Raw genomic sequence first — 20,103 nt, 5'->3', positions numbered from 1 at the left:
TCTGGGTGGGTGGTCGCTTAGCGGAACCTGAGAGCTTCCCCGGACTGCGGGTGCCCCTCCTTATGTATGTCCAATACGCGGCTGAGGGGCCGTGCTCGTCAGGAAACCTCTCAGAACCCGCCGATGGTCGTCTTGGCAAGGTGGCTGGAAGCGGCGCGCCGCTTCCAAAGGCGTGGACAGCATTCGCCGACAGGTTCTCAGAGGTCGTAGGGGTCGTACGACCGCTTCGGTTTCGCCGTTCGTCCACTTCGGACTTCCTTGCCGCGGGGGGGTTTCGCCGCGCGCCGCCGGGCTGGCCGGTCGTGGACGACCAGTTCCACGCCGTCGGTCAGTTCGAGCACCCCGCCCGGGGCCAGGCCGAGCGGTTCGCCGGACGGCCCGGTCAAAACCGGCCCGCCCGCGGCCCGCTGCACCCGGTAGCGATCCCCGCCGGAACCCGCGGTGATGCGGGTGTCGGTGGCGCTTTCACCGCGGTGAACGCCGAAGCGGAACTCCACCCCGTGCTGGTGCGCCTTGACCGAGTTGCCGGTGGGCTGTCCGTGGCGGCGCAGCTCGACCCGGATCCCGCGGACGTCGCGCTCGGCGTGGCGCCGCCGCCTCCGCAGCAGGACCGCGCCGACCGCCGCGGCGGCCGCGGCGAAGAGCAGGACCCAAAGCCACCAAAGGGTTTCGGGCCACGACGGCGGCGCGACGACTTCACGCTCGAACACCGGATCGCGCAGCACCGCGCCGGTGGCCTCGTCGACCAGCCGGATGCGGCCCTGGTTTGATCCGAGCGCGGTCGCCGGGTCGAAGGTGAGGGTGAAGCCCAGCCGCTGCGAGCCCGCTGCCGGCGGGACCACCAGCTTCTCGGGCGAGGCCGTCACCAGCGCCCCCTGGCTGAGATCGGTAAGCTCAATCCGGATGGTCCTGGGCTGACCGGTCGCGTTGTTGACGTCGATGCTGCCGTTCAGCGAGGTTCCGGCGATGACTTCGGCTTCCGCGTCATCGAGGTTCAGCACGCTCTGCACTCCTCCCGCTCCGGACGAGATCCGGGTGGGCAATATCTGGTGGTCGCCGCTCACGCCGACCCCGGTGATGCCGCCGACGAAGTCCAGTCGCCCCGTCGCGGTCTCGGGCACGACGACCCGGCCCTGGTACTCGCCATCGCCGTCCTCGTCCGACAGCTCGACCGCCGGGAGCGGGGCGAACCCGTCCCCCCGCAGTTCCGCGGTCAACGTCAGGCCCTTGAGCTGGTCCGGGTCCTTGATCGCCGTCCTGGCGCCGCGCACCCGCATGAAGAACTGCACCGCAGATCCCGGGGCCGGGGTCTGCGGCGCGATGTACGGGAGCGCGCGGACCGCCCCCTGGAAGACCGTCATGGCCCCGACTTCTTGCGGCGGCACTCCCGGCCGGGACTCCAGCAGCACGGTCCAGCGGCCCGGCGTCGGGTTGAGGATCCGCATCGCCTCGGCCTCGGTGTCCTGGCCGCCCAGCTCGAAGTGGGAGCCGCCGAAGTCGCCGTTGGCCGGGACCTTCCCGCCGTTGGGGTCGAGGTAGCTGACCAGGATCCGCGGGTCGCGCTTGAACACCAGGATCGTGCCTTCGCTGGCGATGGCCGGGACCTCCACGGGCAGCTCGACCGTCCCGCCGGAGGGCAGCTGGTCGGGCACGGGCTGCCCGACGCTCGTGCAGCGGGCCGAGCTGGATGCGCGGCCGATGGCCCCCCACAGGTCGGCGGACTCCTTGATCACCGTCGCGCTCGGCGGCGCGGTGCGCAGCCCGCAACGGTCTTGCGCGGCACCGGTGGCGAACTCGTCGAGCTGTTTCTGGTCGGCCTGGCCGAATCCCAGCGGCCAGACGCTGACGCCGGCGTGGTTCAGCTCGTCCAGCACGCCGGAGAGCCGGAACCGCGCGGTGACGTTGCGCTCATCGGCGGTCTTGCCGTACTCGGGGCTGTCGCGCACGTCCAGCAGGCCATCGGTCAACAGGAAGACGATCTTGGGCCCTCCCTCGGCGCTCGGCTGGCTGAGGTAGCTCAGCGCCTGGCGCAGGGCCTGGACGTGGTCCGTGCCGTCGCCCTCGGCGGGGGTGCGCCGGTGGATGCCGCCGACGCAGTCACCAAGGAACTGGCGGCTCTGCGGCGAATCCGGTTTCGTCGGCGGGCAGACCGGGTCGACCGCCGACCGGCCGGGCGCGTTCGCGCTGCCGAAACCCAGCACCGACACGGTGGAATCCCGGGCCGGCTCACCCTGGACGATCACCCGCGCCGCGTCGCGTTCAGCGGCTACGTCCTGCTCGGTCAGGCTCCCGGACTGGTCGACCAGCAGCACGATCTGCACCGGCTGCAGCGCGGGCGGCGCGTCCTGCGCCGACGCCGGTGGCAGCGCGGTCAGCGACACCACACCGGCCAGCAGCAGCGCTGCGGCCCTGACGGCCCGCCGCCCGGTTGCCGATCGCAATTCACGCATCCCTTCCCCCGAAGCGTCGACGCACCGCAAGCCACCACCGGTAAAGCGGCTCGTACCAGATGTTCTGGTGCCCGACGTCGCCGTAGAGCGTCCACAACGCCCAGCGCGCCGGATGGCCGTCCGCGTGGTGCTGTACGTGTTCCTCGCGCAGCGCCCGGAAAAGCGCGACGTCGCGCGGGTGGCGGCGGAGGTTCTTCTCGAAGTCATCCAGCACCCGGGCAGCCACGACGTCGAGCGCGTCCCACCGGGCGGCCACCACAGACGAAGCTCCGGCCAGGAACGCGGCGCGGACGAAACCGGTGCGCTCGTCACGTCCGAGGCGTTCAGCCATCCCGGATTCGCACGCGCCCAGCATCAGCGTGCCGGTGCCGCGCAGGTTCATCTCCTGGAACTCGCGTGCGCTCAGGTGCCCGGATTTCCCCTTCGGCTCGAGGAAGAGGATCGAGTCCGGGGCGGAAGCGGGCTGGAACTCACCGTGCCCGTCGACGCGGACCAGGCGGAACTGCCCGGACGCCAACTCCTCGCGCAGGGCCGCAGGGGTAGCCGCGGCCCGGCTCAGCACCTTGCGGCCGGTCACCTCCGTGGCCGCCTCGAGCGCCTCCTCCTCATCGGCGACGCCCGGGGCCTCCGCTGCCGCGGCGGCCGGTTGCACCAGCAACATCTGCTCCCCCAACGTTCCCCGCTGCCCGCGGGCGCGCCGGCGCAGCGGTCGCCTGATGGACAGGCACGGGAGATCGGACAGCGCGTACTTGCCGCCGAGCAGCTCGCCCGACGGCCCCGGGCAGGGCAGCAGCGCGAACGGGATTTCCGCGAGGTCACCCCCGGCGACCACTGCGATCCGCTCGATGTGCCCGGGCAGCTTCCAGAGCCGACCGCTCCCCAACCTGCGCACGACCACGTGCAGCTTCTGGTCGAAGTGGCATTCCTCGGAGTTCCTGGGCTTCCGCAGCCGCCCTTCGAGCCGGTCGCCGTTGTCCCAGCAGTCCTTCAGTTCGCCGATCGCCTCCGCTAGGTCGATCTTGGTGCTGCCAGGTGCGCCGCGCACCGATGCGTGCCGCACGTGCACCCCGAACGGCCCTCTGCGCCAGACGAACGCGTGGTGGACTCCGTCCGGGGTGGCGTGCAGCATCCAGATCAGCTGCTTGCGCGGAAGACCGCGCGCGGCCTGGCGAATCCACCGTCGCGCACCGGCGACGTCGCCGAGGCCGGGCAGGTCGCGCACCAGAGGCTGCTCGTCGGGCAGTATCCGCGGCAGGATCGCAGAACCCCTGGCTGCTTCCATCGCGACGACGGCGGCGACCGCCGCGTGCTTCGCGCCGCGTTCGATCTCCCGGGCCGCCGCCTCGATCCGCTTGTCGAACTCCGTCGGATTCGCCAGCAGCATCCGGATGCGGTTCTCGTCGTCTTCCTGCCGCGACGCCAAGTGTTCCTCGAGCCGGTGCGCTTCGGCCCAGGCTTGCGCAGCCTTCGCCAGGCCGTCGGCGCTGCCGCTGAGCTCGCGGAGCTGGTCGTGGGCGTCGCCGAGGCGTCGCAGCGCGGCAATCCGGTTGACTACCGGCGAATTCTCGGCCGATGTGCTCTCCTGCAAGTGCCGGACCGCCTGCGCAGCGGTGGCCGGATCATGCTCCAGCTTGGCGATCGCCAGGGCGATTTCGCCCGCGGCGAGGTGCCATTCGGCGGCGTGCCCTCCGGTTGTCTCGGGCGGGGCTTGCTCGGCGAGCAAGAGCCGTTCCGCTTCGTCCACCCGCTGTTTGGCCAGGACGCGCCGCTCGGCCTCGTCGGGTTGTCCGGGCTCATCGGGTTGTCCAGGCTCGTCGGGGCGTCCGGGCTCGGCGAGCCGCATTGCGGCTTCGGCGTAGGCGCGGGCTGCTTGCAGCGGACGCCCACCCATGCCCACCACGCTGAAGCTGTCGGCGCTGGGATCGAGCCGCCCTGCGACGAGGCGGTTCTCCTCCGGTCGCGGGGACTGCTCTGCCGCCGCGTAGAGCTCCGGCAGCAGCTCGTCGGCCTCAGTCGAGTGCAACAGGCGCAGCAGGCGGATCTTCGCGAAGAGGAACTGGAACCGGATGGCCGGATCCAGCTTCCCAGCGAGCGCCGGTGCCAGCTCGGCGAGGGCCTTCTCGTACCACCCGTCCATCCGCAGCTCTTCCGCCCGGACCATCCTGGCCTGCGGCGAATCGTCATCGTCGCGCACCGGCTCCGGCGCGTCGCCGCGTCGTCCTTCGATCGCCCTGATGTCGAGGTCCACTGTGGACTTCGCAGGTTCGTCGTCCAACTCGGCGAACGCCGCGCGCGCCCTGCGGAGGTTACGCAGGGCTAGGCCGGTGTCGCCGCGCCGAGCGGCAGCGATGCCCCGGAGCCGGTCGAGGTGGGCTTCGTCCTCGCGCCGCAGGTGCCGCCCGGCGGCGCGCCGAGCGATCTCGTCGAGTTCCGCGTCTATCCGGGAGTTGTCCCCCATCGCCAGGCGTGTCTCGGCGCGCAGCAGCCTCAGCTGGAGGCTTTCACCGTCGCTGTTGAGGTATTCCTCGCAGCGGGCCAACGCGGTCGTGCTGTCGTCGAGGGCCCGGAGCCGGCTCACGTGCTCCACGGCGAGCGCGGAGGCCAGCGCCGGATTACCGGCGGCGAGCCGAACCGACTTCCGGTACAACCGGTCCGTCGCTCGCACGTCCTGCCGTTCGAACGCTTCCCGGGCCGCGGCGAGCGCCACGGCCAGCGGCGACCCCGCGTCCACCGTGTACTCCGCTGGCTCGGTCATGAGTCGCATTCCTTGTCCCACGTCGGCGGATTCACGCCGTAATTCACGCCGTCGCTCGGCTGGCACTGCTGCACGAGCACGACCTGGTTGTTGGGGCTGACGGGCAGGGGAACCCCAAACGGCCCGGATCCCCAGTCACCGCCGCCCGGCCCGCCACCGCCACCGAACGGCCGACCGAACACGATGTCCCGGTCGGGGGCGGTGAGGGCGCTGACGGTGCCAGTGTCGAGCAGCGACCAGACCTGCCCTTGCGTGGAGATCGGGCTTGCACCCGGGCCGAGGGCCACTACCGGCTCCGCGATCCTCACGCGCACCTGAGCGTCTCGCTCGATCGGCCGCGGCAGGTGCGTCGACCGATCGGCCAGGACGTAGACGGAGGCGGTGGCGGGCACCTGGCGGAGCAATTCGCCGTACGTCGTGGTGAACGGCTCCGAGATCTCCTGCAACCTGGACATCTCGATGCCCGGCAGGTGCGCGGGCCGCTCGACGCTGAGGTAGGACTCGCCGGGCACCACCTCCGCGACGAAGCCCGCCCGGTTCGGCGCCTGACCGATCGTTTTCCGGACCCAGCCATCGGCGAAGCGGTAGCCGGTCCCGACCGTTTCGGGGTAGCTGTAGAGGAAGCCGGGCGCGTTCTCCAGCCCGTGCGCCAGGTCCTGCCGATCCCGCTTGACCAGATCCCGGAACCGGCCGAGCAGACCGAGGTTCACGACGATGTCGGTTTGCCGCACCCCGCTAGCCTCCGGGCGCAGCGCGGCCACCGTCCCGAACGGCTGCCCCTGGGCCTTGACACCGGCGGAGATGCCGTACTCGCCGGAACGCATCCCCATCTCGACCAGGCGTCCGCCCTCGCCTCGGAACCGTGCCTCGCCGAACGGGATCTCCCTGCGCGGCGCGCCTTCGGTCACCACCGAGGCACCGTCCGGGCCGCGCCGGACACCCCGGGTCAGGCCCTCCGGCGACCCCGCGTCGCCGAGCTGCTTGATCTGGGCCGTTCCGGTGGACTGATCGATGTTGGTGGCGGCGGGGTCGACCGGCCTGGCCCGCCGCATCCCGGGCGGGAGCGGGTTTTCGGCGGGTACACCGCCATGCCGCGCCAGGGAATCGCCGAGCGTTACTCCACCGTACACATAGGACAGTCCGCAGTCGGAGAACGCGGGCGAGGCAACGGTGAGCACGGACTCCGCCCGTCCGGGCAGGGACGCGAAGACCGGGCGCGCGCGCTCGCGCAGCTCGCTGTTGCGCTCGTGCCAGTCGGCGAACCGCAGGTCGGACCTGATCTCGTCGTCCGGCAGCTGCGGCAGGGAATGCCCGCTCCCGGCGAGCCATTCGAGGGCCCCGGACCAGCGCATCAGCTCCTCGATGCGCCAGAACTCGGGTTCATAATCGGCGACGTCCGCGTAGTGGCGATCCCACCAGGCCGATGCGCGCCCCATGCGGTAGGTGGCTTCGAGCTCCTGCCCGTCGGGCCCCTGCGAGCGCACGAACAGCCGGGTCGCCTGGGCACCGATGTCGACGCCGTCCGATCGGTAGTCGAACGCGCCGTCGGCCTGGCCCAGCCACAGCCGCGCCGATTCCGCGGGCGGCGACCGCTGTCCCGCCGGCGGGCAAAGACCAGGCGGGGTGGGGGCTTCCGGGTTCGGCACGAACCCCGGAACCCTTCCGCCGGAAGGAACCCCCGCGCCCACTCCGGCCACCCAGTCCTTCATCACCAGGTCGGTGTAGAAGGCGGTCATGCCGACCTCGGTACCGGCGATTCCCCCTTCGTAGCGGGCTTCGTTGACCGCCGGAAACCCGCTGAGCAGGTTGTGCAGCGCCCACAACTGGGTCCGGTCCGCAGGCAGGCCCCGGGCGCGCAGCGCATCGGCGGGCGGGTCGCCGCGGAACAGGTGCCCCTCGATGAGGTCGGTGAGCTCGGCATCCCAGTTCCCCCCGGCGACGCCGCCGACGAGCTCGGGTGCGAGGTCTGCAATGGCGGCACGGATCTCCTCCGGGCTCGATATCTGCTTGGGGTCCAGAGAAAATCCCGGCCCCGGTGCACCCTGCTGGTGGTAGCCGCGCTGGAGCACGGAAACGTCCTCCGGCCGGACGTCGCCATCGGGCAGGCCCGGCCAGTCCCATCCGGCCGCCCAGACCTGCCCGTTGCGCAGCTCCAGCCGCGAGAGGTGATTGGTCTCCGCGAGGAACCCTTCCAGGTCCGCTTGCTGGTCGAGCCGCGCCTCGCGGTAGCCGTTGGCCGCGCGGAACTCCGCAGTGGGAGTCTTGGGTTGGGCGTACAGCTCGACCTTCTGGTTCTCCGGGCGCATCCGGTACCGGTGCACCTGCACGTCGACCGGATCGGAACCCGCATCGACCCGGTGCTGGTCGAGCAGCCGACCGACGGTGCGGGACGGGTACGGGTCGTTCTCCGGCACCAGCAGGTGCAGCGTGCGGCCGTCGAACAGCGACCGGCCGGGGCCTACGGGCTGCTCGACGAGCCCGTCGAACAACGGATCCCGCAGCGGAGTCGTGTCGTGCAGGGCATCGACGATGCGGTCCTGGTCCACGCCAAGCGACGACGCCAGCGCCAGCCTGGCCCAGTCGCGGATCTGCTCCTCGGCCTCGGCCGGGTCGAGCCCGGCCAGCCAGGACGCGGCCTTGGAGTACGAGACGAGGTGGGCGTCCTCCTCGCCCGGTTCTCCGGAGCCCGGCCAGGAGCAGGCGTCGGCCACCAGCAGCGTGAGCACGATCAGCCACCCGGTGACGGCCGGGCGCCACCGTCGGCGGGTCGGGTCGGTCATGGCTGCCTTCCGATGATCTGCGATCCGCATCTGCAAGGGCTTGCGATCGTGCACTGACGGACGAGGAAGCGGTCCCGGCGTCGCGTGGCACGATGACCACCGCTCGGGGGCGCGTCCGCCACGGCCGAAGGCGCCGCCCGTTCCAGTCGTCCGTCAGGGGTTGTCGTCAGAACCACCAAGCATGGCGACGCTCCTTCCGATCGGTCCGGCACGGTCCTCGGATGGGCCGGGATCGGCCTTCCGGGGTCGGACGACCGGATGGCGAACCGTCGCGGTGCGGCGGACATCCGGTGACTGCGGAGGAGGCTCATGAGCGTCATCACCTGGGACGGTCACCTGCGGATCGACCACCTCCCGGACCGCGGCACGGTCGCCGTCACGCTGTTGACCGCGGAGCCGACCCTGGAGGTGCAGTTGCGCAGCGGTCTCGTCGCCGGTTTCGTCGCCTCCGATCCGGAGGGGCCGCCGACGTTCGTCTCGGTAGCCCTGCGGGACAACGGGATTCCGGACGACGTGGCGGAATTGCTGGGCCCGCGCGTGGCTGCGGCCGTCTCCGACGCGATCGCTGCGGGCGGCCCCGGGGGTTGGCTCGAACTCGACCTCGGTGAGGTCGACGGCCTCGCCGAGGCCTGGGCGCCGTACCGGGCGGTGGCGCTGGACCCGGCACTCCCGGCGCCCCGGGGCACGCTGGGCGCCTGGGCGGGCGAGCTGTGGACGCGGCTGGACCTGGCGGGCTGGGCCGATGCCCTGCGGGGCCCGGAACTGCGGTTCAGATCCGGGGAATCCGGCCAGCGAGCACCGGATCCGCCCGAAGCGCAGGAGATCTGGCGATTGCCCGACGAACTCGCCGCCGCGGTCGGGGTGGCACCCGAGGTGACGTGGACGATTCGACCGCTGGCCGGGGGTGCGGTCGAGATCGACCTGGCCGTTCGGCCCGCCGGAGGTGCGGCGAACGCCGTGCTCCAGGCGGGCCTGGACGACGGCTCGCAGCACTGGGAAACATTCGAGCCGGGTCCCTCCGGTGTCATGCGCGCGGGGCTGGTCGCCTCCGGCGATCCGGCCGTCGTGCGGTTCCGCTCCGAGAGCCGGAGGTCGGCATGAGCTCACGCGACGAACTGGCGGCGGCCGCGGACGAGCTGTTCGGCAGCATCTACGCGGACGACCTGCACGCGCTGGTCCACAAGCTCGGATCGCTAGCGGCGCTGCGGGACGCCGTCGTCGACCGGGCGGGGAAAGTGGTTGCCAAACTTGCGAAAGCCGATGCGCCGGTCAAGCCGGACGAGTGCGGCGTACTCGTCGCGGCGTGCCTGACATGGGGTCGCTGGCATTCCGGTGTGCAGCGCAACACCGGCAACGCCGCGGCGAAATTCGGTCGCTACCGCCGGTTCCCCGGTCTCCCGCTCGACGTCCTGGTCCGGGTCGGCCGGGTCGACTCCGACGATGACGACCGCACCATCGCCCTGCTGGCCCGCACCGTGCGCATCCGGCGACTGGTGACCGGGGCCCGCCCGGTCGGCGAGCCGGAGTTGCTGCTCAACGTGGTGGTACCGGCGATCGTCGAGGCGCTCGTGGAAATCCCCGGGCAACCGGCGGTTTCCGACGCCGACGCGGCAGCGGTCGTCCTCGACGTGCTGGAGCGCGGCGCCCGGCTCACGGCCGAGTACCGCGTGGCCGGGCTGCCCATCCCGAGCGCGGCCAATCCGCTCCCGGTCACCGGCAACGCCGACTTCCTGGTCCGGCTCGCCGCCTACCGCGTCGCCATCGCGGAGCGCCGTGGCCTGGCCGGGACCGATCCGCTCGACGAACTGGCGAAGTCCGTGCCCGAGCTCGCGGGCACCCTGAACAGGGCGATGACGCGCCCGGCCGGTACCTGGACGCGGCGCGGTCCCGACGAATCCGATGTGGCGGTGGCGATCGACCAGTTCGCGGTCCACCTCGGGAGCGCTGCGCCCGGGGGAGGCGCGGCGGGCAAGCGCGTCAACGCTGTGCACCGCGTGCTGAACCACCGGCTCCACCTCGATGAACGCCCCGACCAGTTGCCGGTCGAGGACCTCGACCAGAAGCCGTCATCCGGCGCACCGGACCACGGCGAGCGGCTCTCCGACGTCGAGCAGCTGGCCGGCTGGTTGGTCGCGACGCTGTTCGGGGACGCGGAATCCGCCGCGAGGAACCCGCTGCTGGCATGGCTGCGCAGCAAGCCGGGCGAATACCCGAAGACCAAGGACTTGCCGGTGCTGGTGCGCAGGCTTCGGGTCGCCACCTATCGGCTCGGCCGCCTCGCGCGGGCCGACGAGCTCTCGACCGCCCGGCCACCTCGACCGGCGGGAATCACCCAGGGCCAGTTCGAGGACCTGATCGCAGGGTTGGCCGCGGTCGCCGGCCCGTCCGCCGTCGCGGGGTGCACGCTGGTCGGCGTCCACCACTTCACCTTGAACGCGCTGAGTCCACTGTGGTCAGATCGGGTACCCGCCGTCAAAGCCCTCACCCGCTACCTGGTGGCGGAACTGACACCGACGGCCAGCAAGGACAGCACCGACGGCGCGGCCAAGGTCCTCGTCAAGGCCAAGCTCATCGCCCGGCACGGGACGCGGGCACCGATGCAGTTCGTGGAGCGATCCGCGAGGCCACTGCGCGAACCGTGCTGCCCGGAAGCGGGTCGGTCGGCCCCGGCCACGCCCCGGGAACCCGTTGCGGCGGACGAAATCTGCCCGCACCGGCAGTGGGGCGAGACCGGTTTGGTGGACAACTACCGTTCGCTGGGCGACGCCGCAGGCATCGCGCCGGACGCGGCACGCCGACAGCTGGATCGGTACAAGGGCCCCTGGCCCGAGCTGCTGCACCAGTAATCCATTGCCGGGCAACAGCTTTTAGGGACTGCTTCCAGACTCAAACGGCGAAGCGGTGCTGGTAGCGGCTCCCCTGCCGGAATTACAGGCGGCGTCCGGGCTTCGGGATCCCCGATTTTCGTGTGTCCAGATCGCGTCGAGGCGGCGGCGGAGGTCGGCCAACAGCTCGTAGTGGCTGTAGCTGGCCTCGCTGCCGTCGGTGACCCGCCGCACCCAGTCCTCGGCCACCGCCAGCAACCGCTCGGCCCGCTCGACTTCGTCTGGTCCCGCCACCCCGGCGTCGACGGCCGCGAGCAGCGCGGACACGGCAAGCATGCAGAAGTGCGCCGCAGGTTCGGTCGGCCGGGTCAACAGCTCGGCGGTCTCCCGGTCGTCGAGCGCCTGGCAGATCCAGTCATGCCCGCACTCCGCCCAGCGGGCGGCCTGCGCGCGCTGCCCGGCCTCGGCAGCAAGCCTGCTCAGCGTCGTCGTCGCCCGGGTCGCCACCTGCAACGCCTGGCGCAGCGGCAGGAAGCTCTGCGTCCGCTTCCAGTACAGCTCGCGGGCGGGGATGACGGTGTTGGCGAAGAGCTCGACGGCGGCGAGCAGGTCGGACTCGTCGTCCGGGTGGGAGGCCAGGTACGACGCGTAGTTGTGCAGGTGGTGCCCGACGGCCAGCCGCGAGTCCGGGTCGCTCGGCCAGTCCGGGGTGATCTGCAGGATGCGCTGGTAGGCGTCCCAGGTGCGTTGCAGCCAGTCGTCCAGTTCCGCGGGCGAGGGCAGCTCGGCCGCTGGATCGGCGGCGTTGGTACGGCGCACGATGTTGATCTCGACGTTGGCCGACGAGACCGCTTCGGCGGCGGCGCCCCGGTCCACGACCCCTTCCTCGGCAAGCTCGATGCACCGCTCGACCTGCGCCATCAGCTCCCCGACCGCTCCGGCCAGGTCGTTGCGGCGGTCGTGGCGCAGCGTGTGCACGGTCATGTCGGCCGCGCGGCACCGCGCGAGGACCGTCAACGGATCGCCGTCCCCCAGGCACTCCGTCGCGACCGTCGCCACCTCCGCGAGCAGCGGCACGATCGCGCCCCTGGTCTGCTCGCGCCCCTCGGCGTCGAACTGCACCTGCCGCAGCACGGTGAGCAGACCGATCAACACCGCCCGCCGCGCGAGCACCGGAAGCTCGGCCAGCTCGGTCGATTTCGGGATGTGCGGCAGCACTCCCGTTGGGGACGAGTCCGGGCCGAGCAGATGCGTCACCTGCTCGACGTAGCGGTCGACCTGTTCGGTGGGCGGCACGAGCGCCTCCACGACGAGCTGGCCGGGGCGGCGCTCGCTGAGCCAGAGGTGGCTGGAACTCCGCTGGGTTCCGATGGCCATCAGCTCGCGCAGGAACCGGTCCACCACCTCGCCCGGCACATCCGATCCGAGCAGCCGGACCGTGTGGTCGGCCAGCTGAAGGTCGCGGGGCCGCGACAAGGTGCCCGCGCCGCCGTCGGCGTGCGGCCCGCCCACTTCGCAACGCGCCAGCGGCAGTTCGGCGGACGCACCGGCGAGCGGCAGGTGCCAGTCGACGAGCAGCTCGCGTTGAATGGTGCGGGCCCGGATCGCCGCGGCGACCAGGGCGGGTTGCGTCCGGAAGGCTTCGAGGACCAGCGCGGCCCACGCGGCCAGGCGCGACCGGACCGACAGCTCCGACCCGTCGGCCGCGACGAGCAGCCCCATCGCGGACTCGACGGCATTGACGACCGGGACCAGCAGCCGGTTCGTCGCGGTCAGCACGACCGCCGCCTTCGTGTCGGGCCCGAACCTGTTGAGCGTCGCGTTCGGGATCTCGTTCGGCAGGGACCCGCCGGGGCCGGTAACCGCGATGCGATCGACGATTGCCCACGTCTCGGGGTCCGCGACGGGAGCTTTGGCCCGGCCGCGGGTCCGCAGCGGTGCCCCTCGCGCGATCTCCGACAAGGTGATCTTGTTGTAGTCGCAGACCCAGGTCTGCGGGCCGAACGGGCCGCGTTCCCACGGCACGCCGAACAGCGGCGCGAGCTTCCGCGCGAGTCTCGCCGGGACTATCTCGGACCTGGCCTCCGGGATATCCGGCACCTCGGCGGGCAGCAGGCCCATTCACCCTCCTCGACTCAGTCTATGTGCACATCGTATGTCCGAGATTTTATCGAAAAAAACCGTGACGAGCATTTTTGTGTTCTCGTAAAATTTCGTGCCATGACGACAGTGGCTCCAGGCCTTCGCCCCACCGGCGACCGGTCGCAGCAGGCGGTCGGCGTACCCGAGCTCCTCGACGTGATCTGGCACGAGACGCGCGCGAACCGCGCGGCGATCCACCGGGCCCTGCCCGACACGCGCTGCGACCTGCGGATCAGCACTTCCAGCCGGAACCTGCAGCCGAATGGCACGGTCCTACTCGACGGCGACTGCGTCTGCCGCGACTTCCTCGTCGACATGCTCGTGGAGTGCCACCGGCACCTGGCCGACCGGACTGGCGAGCTCGTGAACCCGCTGGGCGCCGCGCGCGTGCACGTGCGAAAGAAGGCCGCGCACGATTGGATCCGGCGGCGGCGCACCGAGGTCGGCGCGCAAGCCCGGGTCGACCGCATCCGGAAGTCCGCGATTGCCCTCGGCCTACCCGACGAGTTTCACCGCGCCCTGCTGGAGTACCTCGCGGACGAGGCGGGCGTGATGGCCCCGCTGGACAGCCAGGAAGCACTGCTGCGCCGGCTCGCCACCCGCTGCGCCGCGGAGTTCGGCGGCGCAGCGGAGCACTACCGCACACGAGTCGCGGCCGGCGTCGCTGTCGTCGAGCGGCACTGCCGCTCCGGCACCCGCGTCAACGCGGGCACCCCGGCGGAACCGGAGAAGGTCACCTGGTGGGAGCGCTACATCGAGCGGCCGATGGGCCGCAGGCCGCGGCGCGCCGACAAGCCGATCGCCACCCCGGAGTGCGGCGACGCGGCGAACCTGCCCGCGCACGACCCCGAACAAGTCGCCGACGATTCCGCGGAACTCGACGCGCGGGTCGTCGCCGTCTTGGTAGCTGCCCTCCGGCGCCAACCCGTCGCCCCCGACGCGGCCCTCCGCGCCGGGCTCGCCGACCTGGTCGCGCAGGGCCTGATCCCGCAGTGGTGCGCCGTGCAACTGTGCGAGGACTGCAACCGCTTCGCCGTGGCAGCGAAGGAGTTGTCCGCGCTGGCCTGACGCTTCGCCGCTTCCGTGAACGCACTTGGACAGCGTCGGCCAGTCCCGGCGCTGCACGCGGAAAGGGGCAAAGATGCACCGACACGACCGAAGCCACGACGAGCGGGTGCCCGGGAGGCGCAACGTGGCGGTCGCCCTGACGTTCACCGGGAACATCGGCACGATCTCCGCGTTGCTCAGCGCCGCCGCGAACACGCCGCTGCTGGTGCAGGTGTTACCGGTGCTGGTGTTCGCGGTGATCGCGGGATTGCTCGCCTGCCGGGTGGGACGCGCGCGGACCCGCTGCCAAGAATGCCACCCGCGCAGCCGCGATGAGCTGCCCGGCCAATGACCGACCGGGGAAACGTTGCCCGGCAACGTGTTTCGCAGGATCACGATCCCCGGTCAGCTGTCGGCGAGGCGGCTGGCCAGCTCGATGTTGACCGCCGCCTCGGTCGGGGTGCGGCGACCGTGACCGCAGGCCGCTGCTACTCCGACGACCCGCTGTCCGAGCGCGGTTTCGGCGAGCGACAGCGCTTTCGCCGACAACTCGGGTTGCCGCTCGTCGACGCATCCCGCGATCACGTCGATGCCGCGCGCGAGCCCGTGGAGCGGGGCGTAGGCGGCGGCATCCACCGGCGGTGGTTGATCACCGTGGGCCATCGGGATGTGGACGGTCGGCATCCGGCGGCCGTAGGTGCGCAGGTGCGCCGCCAATGCGTTGGCCACCAGCACCGCGGGACCGAAATCTTCCGGGCCGAACAGGGAAACGTGCCCCAGGTCGCCGTAGCATAGGTGCAGCGTCCACCGTGCGCTGCGCGGCGCCGAAACGATCACCCGCGCGAGCTGGTGCGCCAGCAGGTGCGCGATCGCCGACCGCGTCGTCCGGGGCGCGCGGTGCAACAGGTAGAGAACCACCGGGGATTCCAGCTGGAGCACCACTTCGTCCGGCCCGTGGCGGTGCACGATCTCGGCCACCTCGGTGCAGATCATCCGCTCGAACACCGGGAAGTGCCGCAACATCCGCGCCGGCTCGCCCAGCGTGAACATCGCGACGTCCAGCGGCGACGGCACGCTGGCCTGCACCGGCGGAAGCGCCGCGGGCCCGCCCAGCTGGTGCCACGTGGTGACCGCCCGGTAGACCTCCTCCGGTCGGCCCAGCGAGACGTCTTCGACCGTGAGCCGATGCCCCTGGCGCACCCGGTAGACCGGCATATCGGCGTAGTCGGCGCACTCGCCGCCCCGCACCACCTCGAACGCGGGCACCTGCGCCCGGGAGCGCAGGTAGTTGACGATCCAGGACGGATCGTCGTCGCACGGCACCGCGCTCAACCGGGCGCCGCCGCAGCGATCGAGCACCCACTGCATCCTGGTTCGCTGATCGGCGGCGAGGTCTCCGGGCAGCGAGCCCACCAGGTGCACGAGGCGCGACGTGGCGGTCCCCTGACCGACCGCGGTGCGGGCCGCGGGTACCGGCGATGCGAGACCGAGTTGCGAAGTCATCAGGGATCTCCGTTCGTTCTGCGCGCCGAGCGGCCGGCTCGGGATGTTGATTGATCGGGCCGTTGCGGCTTTGACGTGCCATCCGGTTCGGCACCGGGCCCCGAGATCGACGAGGAAACGCCTGCGGAGTCGCCGGGCTGGACGATTCTGATGATCGCATCGCCGCAGACCGGATGTCCGCCGCCGCTCGGGCGAACGGGAGGCAAACCATCCGGTCCGGTGACGCATGTTCAGCACCAAGGCACGCGGCGGAGCCGATCAAGCCCTAGAACGTGAAAAATCTCAATACCTGTTGGAGATCTCGGCCCGGTCGGAAGCAGACTCCGCCGGACCTGATTACCGACCCGTCAACCTCTACAGTGGACGGGAGATCCGGCACGGACCCCCACCCGGACCGAAGGGCGGCTGGCCATGGGATTGATCAAGGCGGTCGGGCTGGTGCTGCACCCCGGGCGGCACCGCCCCGACGTGATCGAGACGGTCATGGACTGGGCGCGGGCCAGGGGCATCGAGGTGCTAGGCGCGCCGCAGGAGATCGACGCCTACGCCCAGCCGATCATCGCACTCGCGCCCGAGCAGCTAGCCCGCCGCGCCAACCTCCTCGTCAGCCTCGGCGGCGACGGCACCATGCTGCGGGCACTGCGGCTCGCCTGCGAGCACCAGACCCCGGTCCTCGGCGTAAACCTCGGGCGGCTGGGATTCCTGGCCGAGATCGACGTTCCCGAGCTGGACCGGGCGCTGTGCGCCATCGACGAGGACGGCTTCACCGTCGAGACGCGCTCCGGGCTGCACATCACCACCGCCGACCACGAGGTGGTGGCGTTCAACGACATCGTTGTGGTGCGGGTGCCCGGTCAGGGCCTGGCCGAGGTCGAGGTGCAGGTCGAGGGGCACCCGTTCGTCAGCTACGCGGCGGACGCCGTCGTCGTCGCCACCCCCACCGGGTCCACCGCCTACAGCTTCTCCGCCGGCGGCCCGATCATCTCCCCCAGGGTCGAGGGGCTGCTGGTCACGCCGGTGGCACCGCACTCGGTCTTCAACCGCGCGATCTTCCTGTCCCACGGCGAGAGGCTCGCGCTGCGGATCCTGCCCACGAGCAGCGAGCTCGGCGTGGAGGTCGACGGGCAGCTCGTCGCGCACCGGTCGGCCGGGACCGTCCTCGACATCACGGTCGAGCCGGCCGCCGCCCGGGTCGTGCGGCTCGGCCGAACCACCTTCTACCAACGCGTCCAGCGCAAGCTCCACCTCACCGGGTCCGCCGCTGGAGTCGACGGCGAATCCGGCGGTGCGTAACGCAATTGCCGCCCGCTGGCACCGCTCCTGCGGCCGGTCCGGGTGCCGGTGCGGCATGCGGGTGAGGCACCACCTGGTCCCGCACCCAATAGTCGAAGCCCGTGTCGAGTACGCCTCGCTCCTGGTACTCCTTGCTCATGCACGCACCAGAGCTGATGTTGGGCATCGATGTCGGGACGACGGCCGTCAAGGTAGCCGCCTTCAGCCTGGACGGGGAACCGGTCGCCGCGCACACGACGGGCTACCCGATCGCCCGGCCCCGGGAAGGCTGGGCCGAGCAGGACCCGCTCGACTGGTGGCGCGGGTGCGAGGCCGGCATCCGCGCCGTCCTCGCCGGGCTCCCCGCGAGCGCAGTGCGGTCGGTGGGCGTGGTCAGCCAGGTGAACACCCACGTGTTCGTCGACGAGCGGCTGGAGCCGCTGGCACCAGCGATCATCTGGCAGGACCAGCGCTGCGCCGAGGTCGTCCGCGAACTCGACGCGCGGTTCACCCCGGCGGAGAAGACCCGGATCTGGGGCGGGCCGATCGTGCTCGACGCGTCGTTCGTCGGGGCGCGGGCGGAGTGGTTCGCCCGCACCGAACCGGCGCAGTGGGCGCGCACCCGGTGGGTGCTCAGCCCGAAGGACTTCGTGGTCGCCAGGATCACCGGCCGGTTGGCGACGGACCAGCTCTCCGGGGTGCGCGTCGCCGGTTCCGCCGGGTACCTCCCGGACGCCGTCGGGCTCGTCGACGGCCTCGCCGAGAAGCTGCCGGAAATCCTCGAACCCGAGGCGCCGGTGGAACGGGCGAAGGACGCCGCGCTCGGCTTCGCCAAGGTGTCGGTGGGCACGATGGACGCGTTCGGCGCGGTCTTCGGCACCCGGACGACCGAGGCCGGTCGCGGCATGGTGTCGTGCGGGACGTCGCTGGTGGTCGCGGGCGCATCGCGGGAGTCGGCGCCGGTCGGGGAAGTCGTCACGTTCCCGCCGCGCAACGGGCTCTTCGTGCACGCGGGTCCGACGCAGGCCGCGGGCGACGCGCTGCGCTGGTGGTGCGGGGTCGCGGGGCGCAGCATCGAGGAGGTGCTCGCCTCGGCGGCGACCGGCGCGCCGGGAGTGGTCTTCACCCCGCACCTGATGGGCGAGCGCGCGCCGCTGTGGGATTGCGACGTCCGCGGCAGCTTCTTCGGGCTGAGCTCGGCGACGTCGACGGCCGACATGTCCCTGGCGGTGCTGCAAGGCGTGGCCATGTCCGGTCGGCACGTGCTTGAGCCGGTGGAGCGGGCGTGCGCAATCCCGTTGCCGTCCTTGACCTTCTCCGGCGGCGGCGCGCGCAGCGACCTGTGGACGCAGATCCACGCGGACGTCATGCAACGCCCCATCGAGCGGCTGCGGGTGCACGACAGCGCAGTGCTCGGCGCGGCCATGCTGGGCGCCGTCGCCGCAGGTGCCTACCCCGATGTCGAGACCGCTGCCGCCACCACCGTCGCGGTGGACCGGGTCTTCAACCCCTCCCCCGACGCCGACCGCCTCACGCCCCTGTACGAGGCGTACCGCAGCTCGCACGACGCCCTGCGCGGCCTCCACGACCACCTCGCGCAATGGCGATCGGGAAACACCCCGCCGCCGGCTGAAACCGGGCCTGTCACATCTCGGCGCGTTACCTCGTCCTGTTGGGGAAGCACGAATCACCGACCGAACGAGGCGCGAACATGATCGAACCGTGGTGGCCATTAGCCGTGCTGGCCCTCATCCACTTCGGCGATGCGCTGCTGTGCATCAAGCCCGTGGGATTCGTCCGCCAGTGCCTCGTCGACGTGGGCTTCCCCGAGCGGTACTGGCGGCTGCTGCCGCCGCTGAAGTTCGCGGCCGCCGCCGGTCTGGTCGTCGGCATCTCATTCCGCCCGTCGGCGATCCTGACCAGCGCGGCACTCGTCTGCTATTTCCTGATCGCGTTCACACTGCACATCCGCGCCCGCGACTTCGGCCGGAACCTGTTCCTGAACTGCACCGGCATGCTCGCCGCCTGCACCGCGGTGCTGGCGTTCGCGATCGCCGCGTGACCTCCGTCCTCATTGGATGATCACCTTGGGCCGTACCCCGTTTCGCGCCGGGGCAAACCCGCGGGTCCGGCACGTTTGATGATCAGCCTTGCGGGCCAACCACGGGACGTGGACGATTCCGGCGGCCGGGGCGGTGTCGCAGGGGCGATACCGCGAGGCCTGCGTATCGCCGCCGCCACGGGGTGGCGACTGCTGGTGCTGGTCGCCGTTGTCTGGGTGCTGTGGCAGGTTTTCAGCCTGCTCTACGGCGAAGTAATGTCGGTTGCAGTGGCGGCGCTGCTGGCGGCGCTGATGTCCCCGGCGGTGCACTGGCTGGTCCGCAGGGGGCTGAACCGCACGCTGGCGACCACGCTGGTGCTCGTCGGCGGGCTCGCCGCGCTCGGTGCCGTACTGGCCGTGGTGATCAACACTCTGGTGGCGGGACTGTCCGGGCTGAGCGAACAGTTGGTGACCAGCTTCCAGCAGATCCACGACTGGCTGATCCGGGGGCCGTTGAGCCTGAGCCAGCAAGAGCTCAACCAGGTCTTCCAACAGCTCTCGCAGGCCCTGCGAATTGACCGGGGTGGCTTGCCGACGACCGCGCTGGCGACCACCGGAACCCTGCTGCGGTTCCTCGCCGGAATGCTGCTCGGCCTGTTCACGCTGTTCTTCTTCCTCCGCGACGGCGACTCGATCTGGTCGTTCCTGGTGCGGGTCACAATGCCGCACGCGATCCGCTTCCGCGTGCACAACGCGGGTCGGCAGGGGTTCATCACGCTCGTCGCCTACGTTCGCGCCACAGCGGCGGTGGCGTTCATCGATGCCGCCGTGATCGGCATCGGTGCCACCATGCTCGGCGTCCCGCTACCCTTCGTGCTCGCCGTGCTGATCTTCCTCGGCGCCTTCGTGCCCTACATCGGCGCGGTCGTCACCGGCAGCCTGGCGGTGCTGGTGGCCCTCGCCGCCAACGGCGTGGTCAACGCGCTGATCCTGCTGGCCGTGGTTGTCGGCGTGATGCAGTTGGAGGGGCACGTGCTGCAACCGCTGCTGCTCGGGCACGCCGTGCGGCTGCACCCGCTGGCCGTCGTGCTCAGCGTGACCGCCGGTTTCACCCTCGCCGGAGTTGGCGGCGCAGTCCTGGCCGTGCCGCTCGTCGCCACGGCGAACACCGTGATCCGCACCCTCCATGCGCAGACACGTCCGGTCCCGGAGCACGGTGGCAACGGGCGCCAGCATCCATGACGCAGGAATGGCCACATCGCGCAACGGGTAATCCCGGTTGACCAGT

The 20,103-nt window shown here is 71.2% G+C and carries 13 protein-coding genes; 8 read left to right on the top strand and 5 right to left on the bottom strand.

The features are described from left to right. Positions 1 to 197: 197 nt before the first annotated feature. From ACWDKQ_RS04540 to ACWDKQ_RS04530, 3 genes are read right to left on the bottom strand one after another with little or no spacing between them, the layout of a single operon-like run. On the bottom strand, positions 198 to 2,441 hold the full coding sequence (locus tag ACWDKQ_RS04540; RefSeq protein ID WP_450137359.1) for a vWA domain-containing protein: 2,244 nt from the start codon (positions 2,439 to 2,441) through the stop codon (positions 198 to 200). 1 nt (position 2,442) lies between these two features. Next, a complete protein-coding gene (locus tag ACWDKQ_RS04535) occupies positions 2,443 to 5,205 on the bottom strand; it encodes a CHAT domain-containing protein (RefSeq protein ID WP_450137358.1) in 2,763 nt (920 codons plus the stop codon). Beyond that, positions 5,202 to 7,985: a hypothetical protein gene (locus ACWDKQ_RS04530; RefSeq protein ID WP_450137357.1), complete on the bottom strand. Its 2,784-nt coding sequence runs from the start codon at positions 7,983 to 7,985 to the stop codon at positions 5,202 to 5,204. Before ACWDKQ_RS04530 ends, ACWDKQ_RS04535 begins: the two co-directional genes overlap by 4 nt. Before the next feature lie 309 nt (positions 7,986 to 8,294). Here ACWDKQ_RS04530 and ACWDKQ_RS04525 point away from each other — a divergent pair, with 309 nt between their 5' ends. Both ACWDKQ_RS04525 and ACWDKQ_RS04520 read left to right on the top strand, forming a co-directional pair. After that, positions 8,295 to 9,086 carry a hypothetical protein gene (locus ACWDKQ_RS04525; protein WP_450137356.1) on the top strand — a complete coding sequence of 264 codons (792 nt, stop codon included), beginning with the start codon at positions 8,295 to 8,297 and terminating at the stop codon, positions 9,084 to 9,086. Then, a complete protein-coding gene (locus ACWDKQ_RS04520; RefSeq protein ID WP_450137355.1) occupies positions 9,083 to 10,831 on the top strand; it encodes a hypothetical protein in 1,749 nt (582 codons plus the stop codon). The genes ACWDKQ_RS04525 and ACWDKQ_RS04520 overlap by 4 nt, the downstream gene beginning before the upstream one ends. A gap of 21 nt (positions 10,832 to 10,852) precedes the next feature. On the opposite strand, the gene ACWDKQ_RS04515 is transcribed toward ACWDKQ_RS04520, so the two are convergent. Continuing rightward, positions 10,853 to 12,931 (bottom strand): hypothetical protein, encoded by a 2,079-nt coding sequence (locus ACWDKQ_RS04515; protein WP_450137354.1) that lies wholly within the window; start codon positions 12,929 to 12,931, stop codon positions 10,853 to 10,855. Positions 12,932 to 13,030: 99 nt separating this feature from the next. On the opposite strand from ACWDKQ_RS04515, the gene ACWDKQ_RS04510 reads away from it, so the two are divergent. Further along, complete coding sequence (locus ACWDKQ_RS04510; protein WP_450137353.1) at positions 13,031 to 14,020, top strand: hypothetical protein; 990 nt, start codon at positions 13,031 to 13,033, stop codon at positions 14,018 to 14,020. A 73-nt stretch (positions 14,021 to 14,093) separates the two neighbouring features. Then, on the top strand, positions 14,094 to 14,351 hold the full coding sequence (locus ACWDKQ_RS04505; RefSeq protein WP_450137352.1) for a hypothetical protein: 258 nt from the start codon (positions 14,094 to 14,096) through the stop codon (positions 14,349 to 14,351). A gap of 53 nt (positions 14,352 to 14,404) precedes the next feature. On the opposite strand, the gene ACWDKQ_RS04500 is transcribed toward ACWDKQ_RS04505, so the two are convergent. Continuing rightward, a complete protein-coding gene (locus ACWDKQ_RS04500) occupies positions 14,405 to 15,502 on the bottom strand; it encodes a hypothetical protein (RefSeq protein WP_450137351.1) in 1,098 nt (365 codons plus the stop codon). Positions 15,503 to 15,913: 411 nt separating this feature from the next. On the opposite strand from ACWDKQ_RS04500, the gene ACWDKQ_RS04495 reads away from it, so the two are divergent. The 4 genes from ACWDKQ_RS04495 (at position 15,914) to ACWDKQ_RS04480 (ending at position 20,057) form a co-directional block, all read left to right on the top strand. Next, positions 15,914 to 16,795, top strand: coding sequence for an NAD(+)/NADH kinase (locus ACWDKQ_RS04495; RefSeq protein WP_450137350.1), 882 nt, complete (start codon positions 15,914 to 15,916; stop codon positions 16,793 to 16,795). A gap of 137 nt (positions 16,796 to 16,932) precedes the next feature. Beyond that, on the top strand, positions 16,933 to 18,489 hold the full coding sequence (locus tag ACWDKQ_RS04490; protein WP_450137349.1) for a xylulokinase: 1,557 nt from the start codon (positions 16,933 to 16,935) through the stop codon (positions 18,487 to 18,489). Beyond that, a complete protein-coding gene (locus ACWDKQ_RS04485) occupies positions 18,486 to 18,836 on the top strand; it encodes a DoxX family protein (RefSeq protein WP_450137348.1) in 351 nt (116 codons plus the stop codon). Before ACWDKQ_RS04490 ends, ACWDKQ_RS04485 begins: the two co-directional genes overlap by 4 nt. Positions 18,837 to 18,914: 78 nt before the next feature. Next, positions 18,915 to 20,057 carry an AI-2E family transporter gene (locus ACWDKQ_RS04480; protein WP_450137347.1) on the top strand — a complete coding sequence of 381 codons (1,143 nt, stop codon included), beginning with the start codon at positions 18,915 to 18,917 and terminating at the stop codon, positions 20,055 to 20,057. The last annotated feature ends 46 nt before the right edge of the window (positions 20,058 to 20,103 follow it).

The organism is Saccharopolyspora sp. NPDC000995 (genome assembly GCF_053599315.1).
The sequence above is the reverse complement of the archived record's forward strand: the minus strand, read 5'-3'. Positions and strand labels throughout refer to the sequence as shown.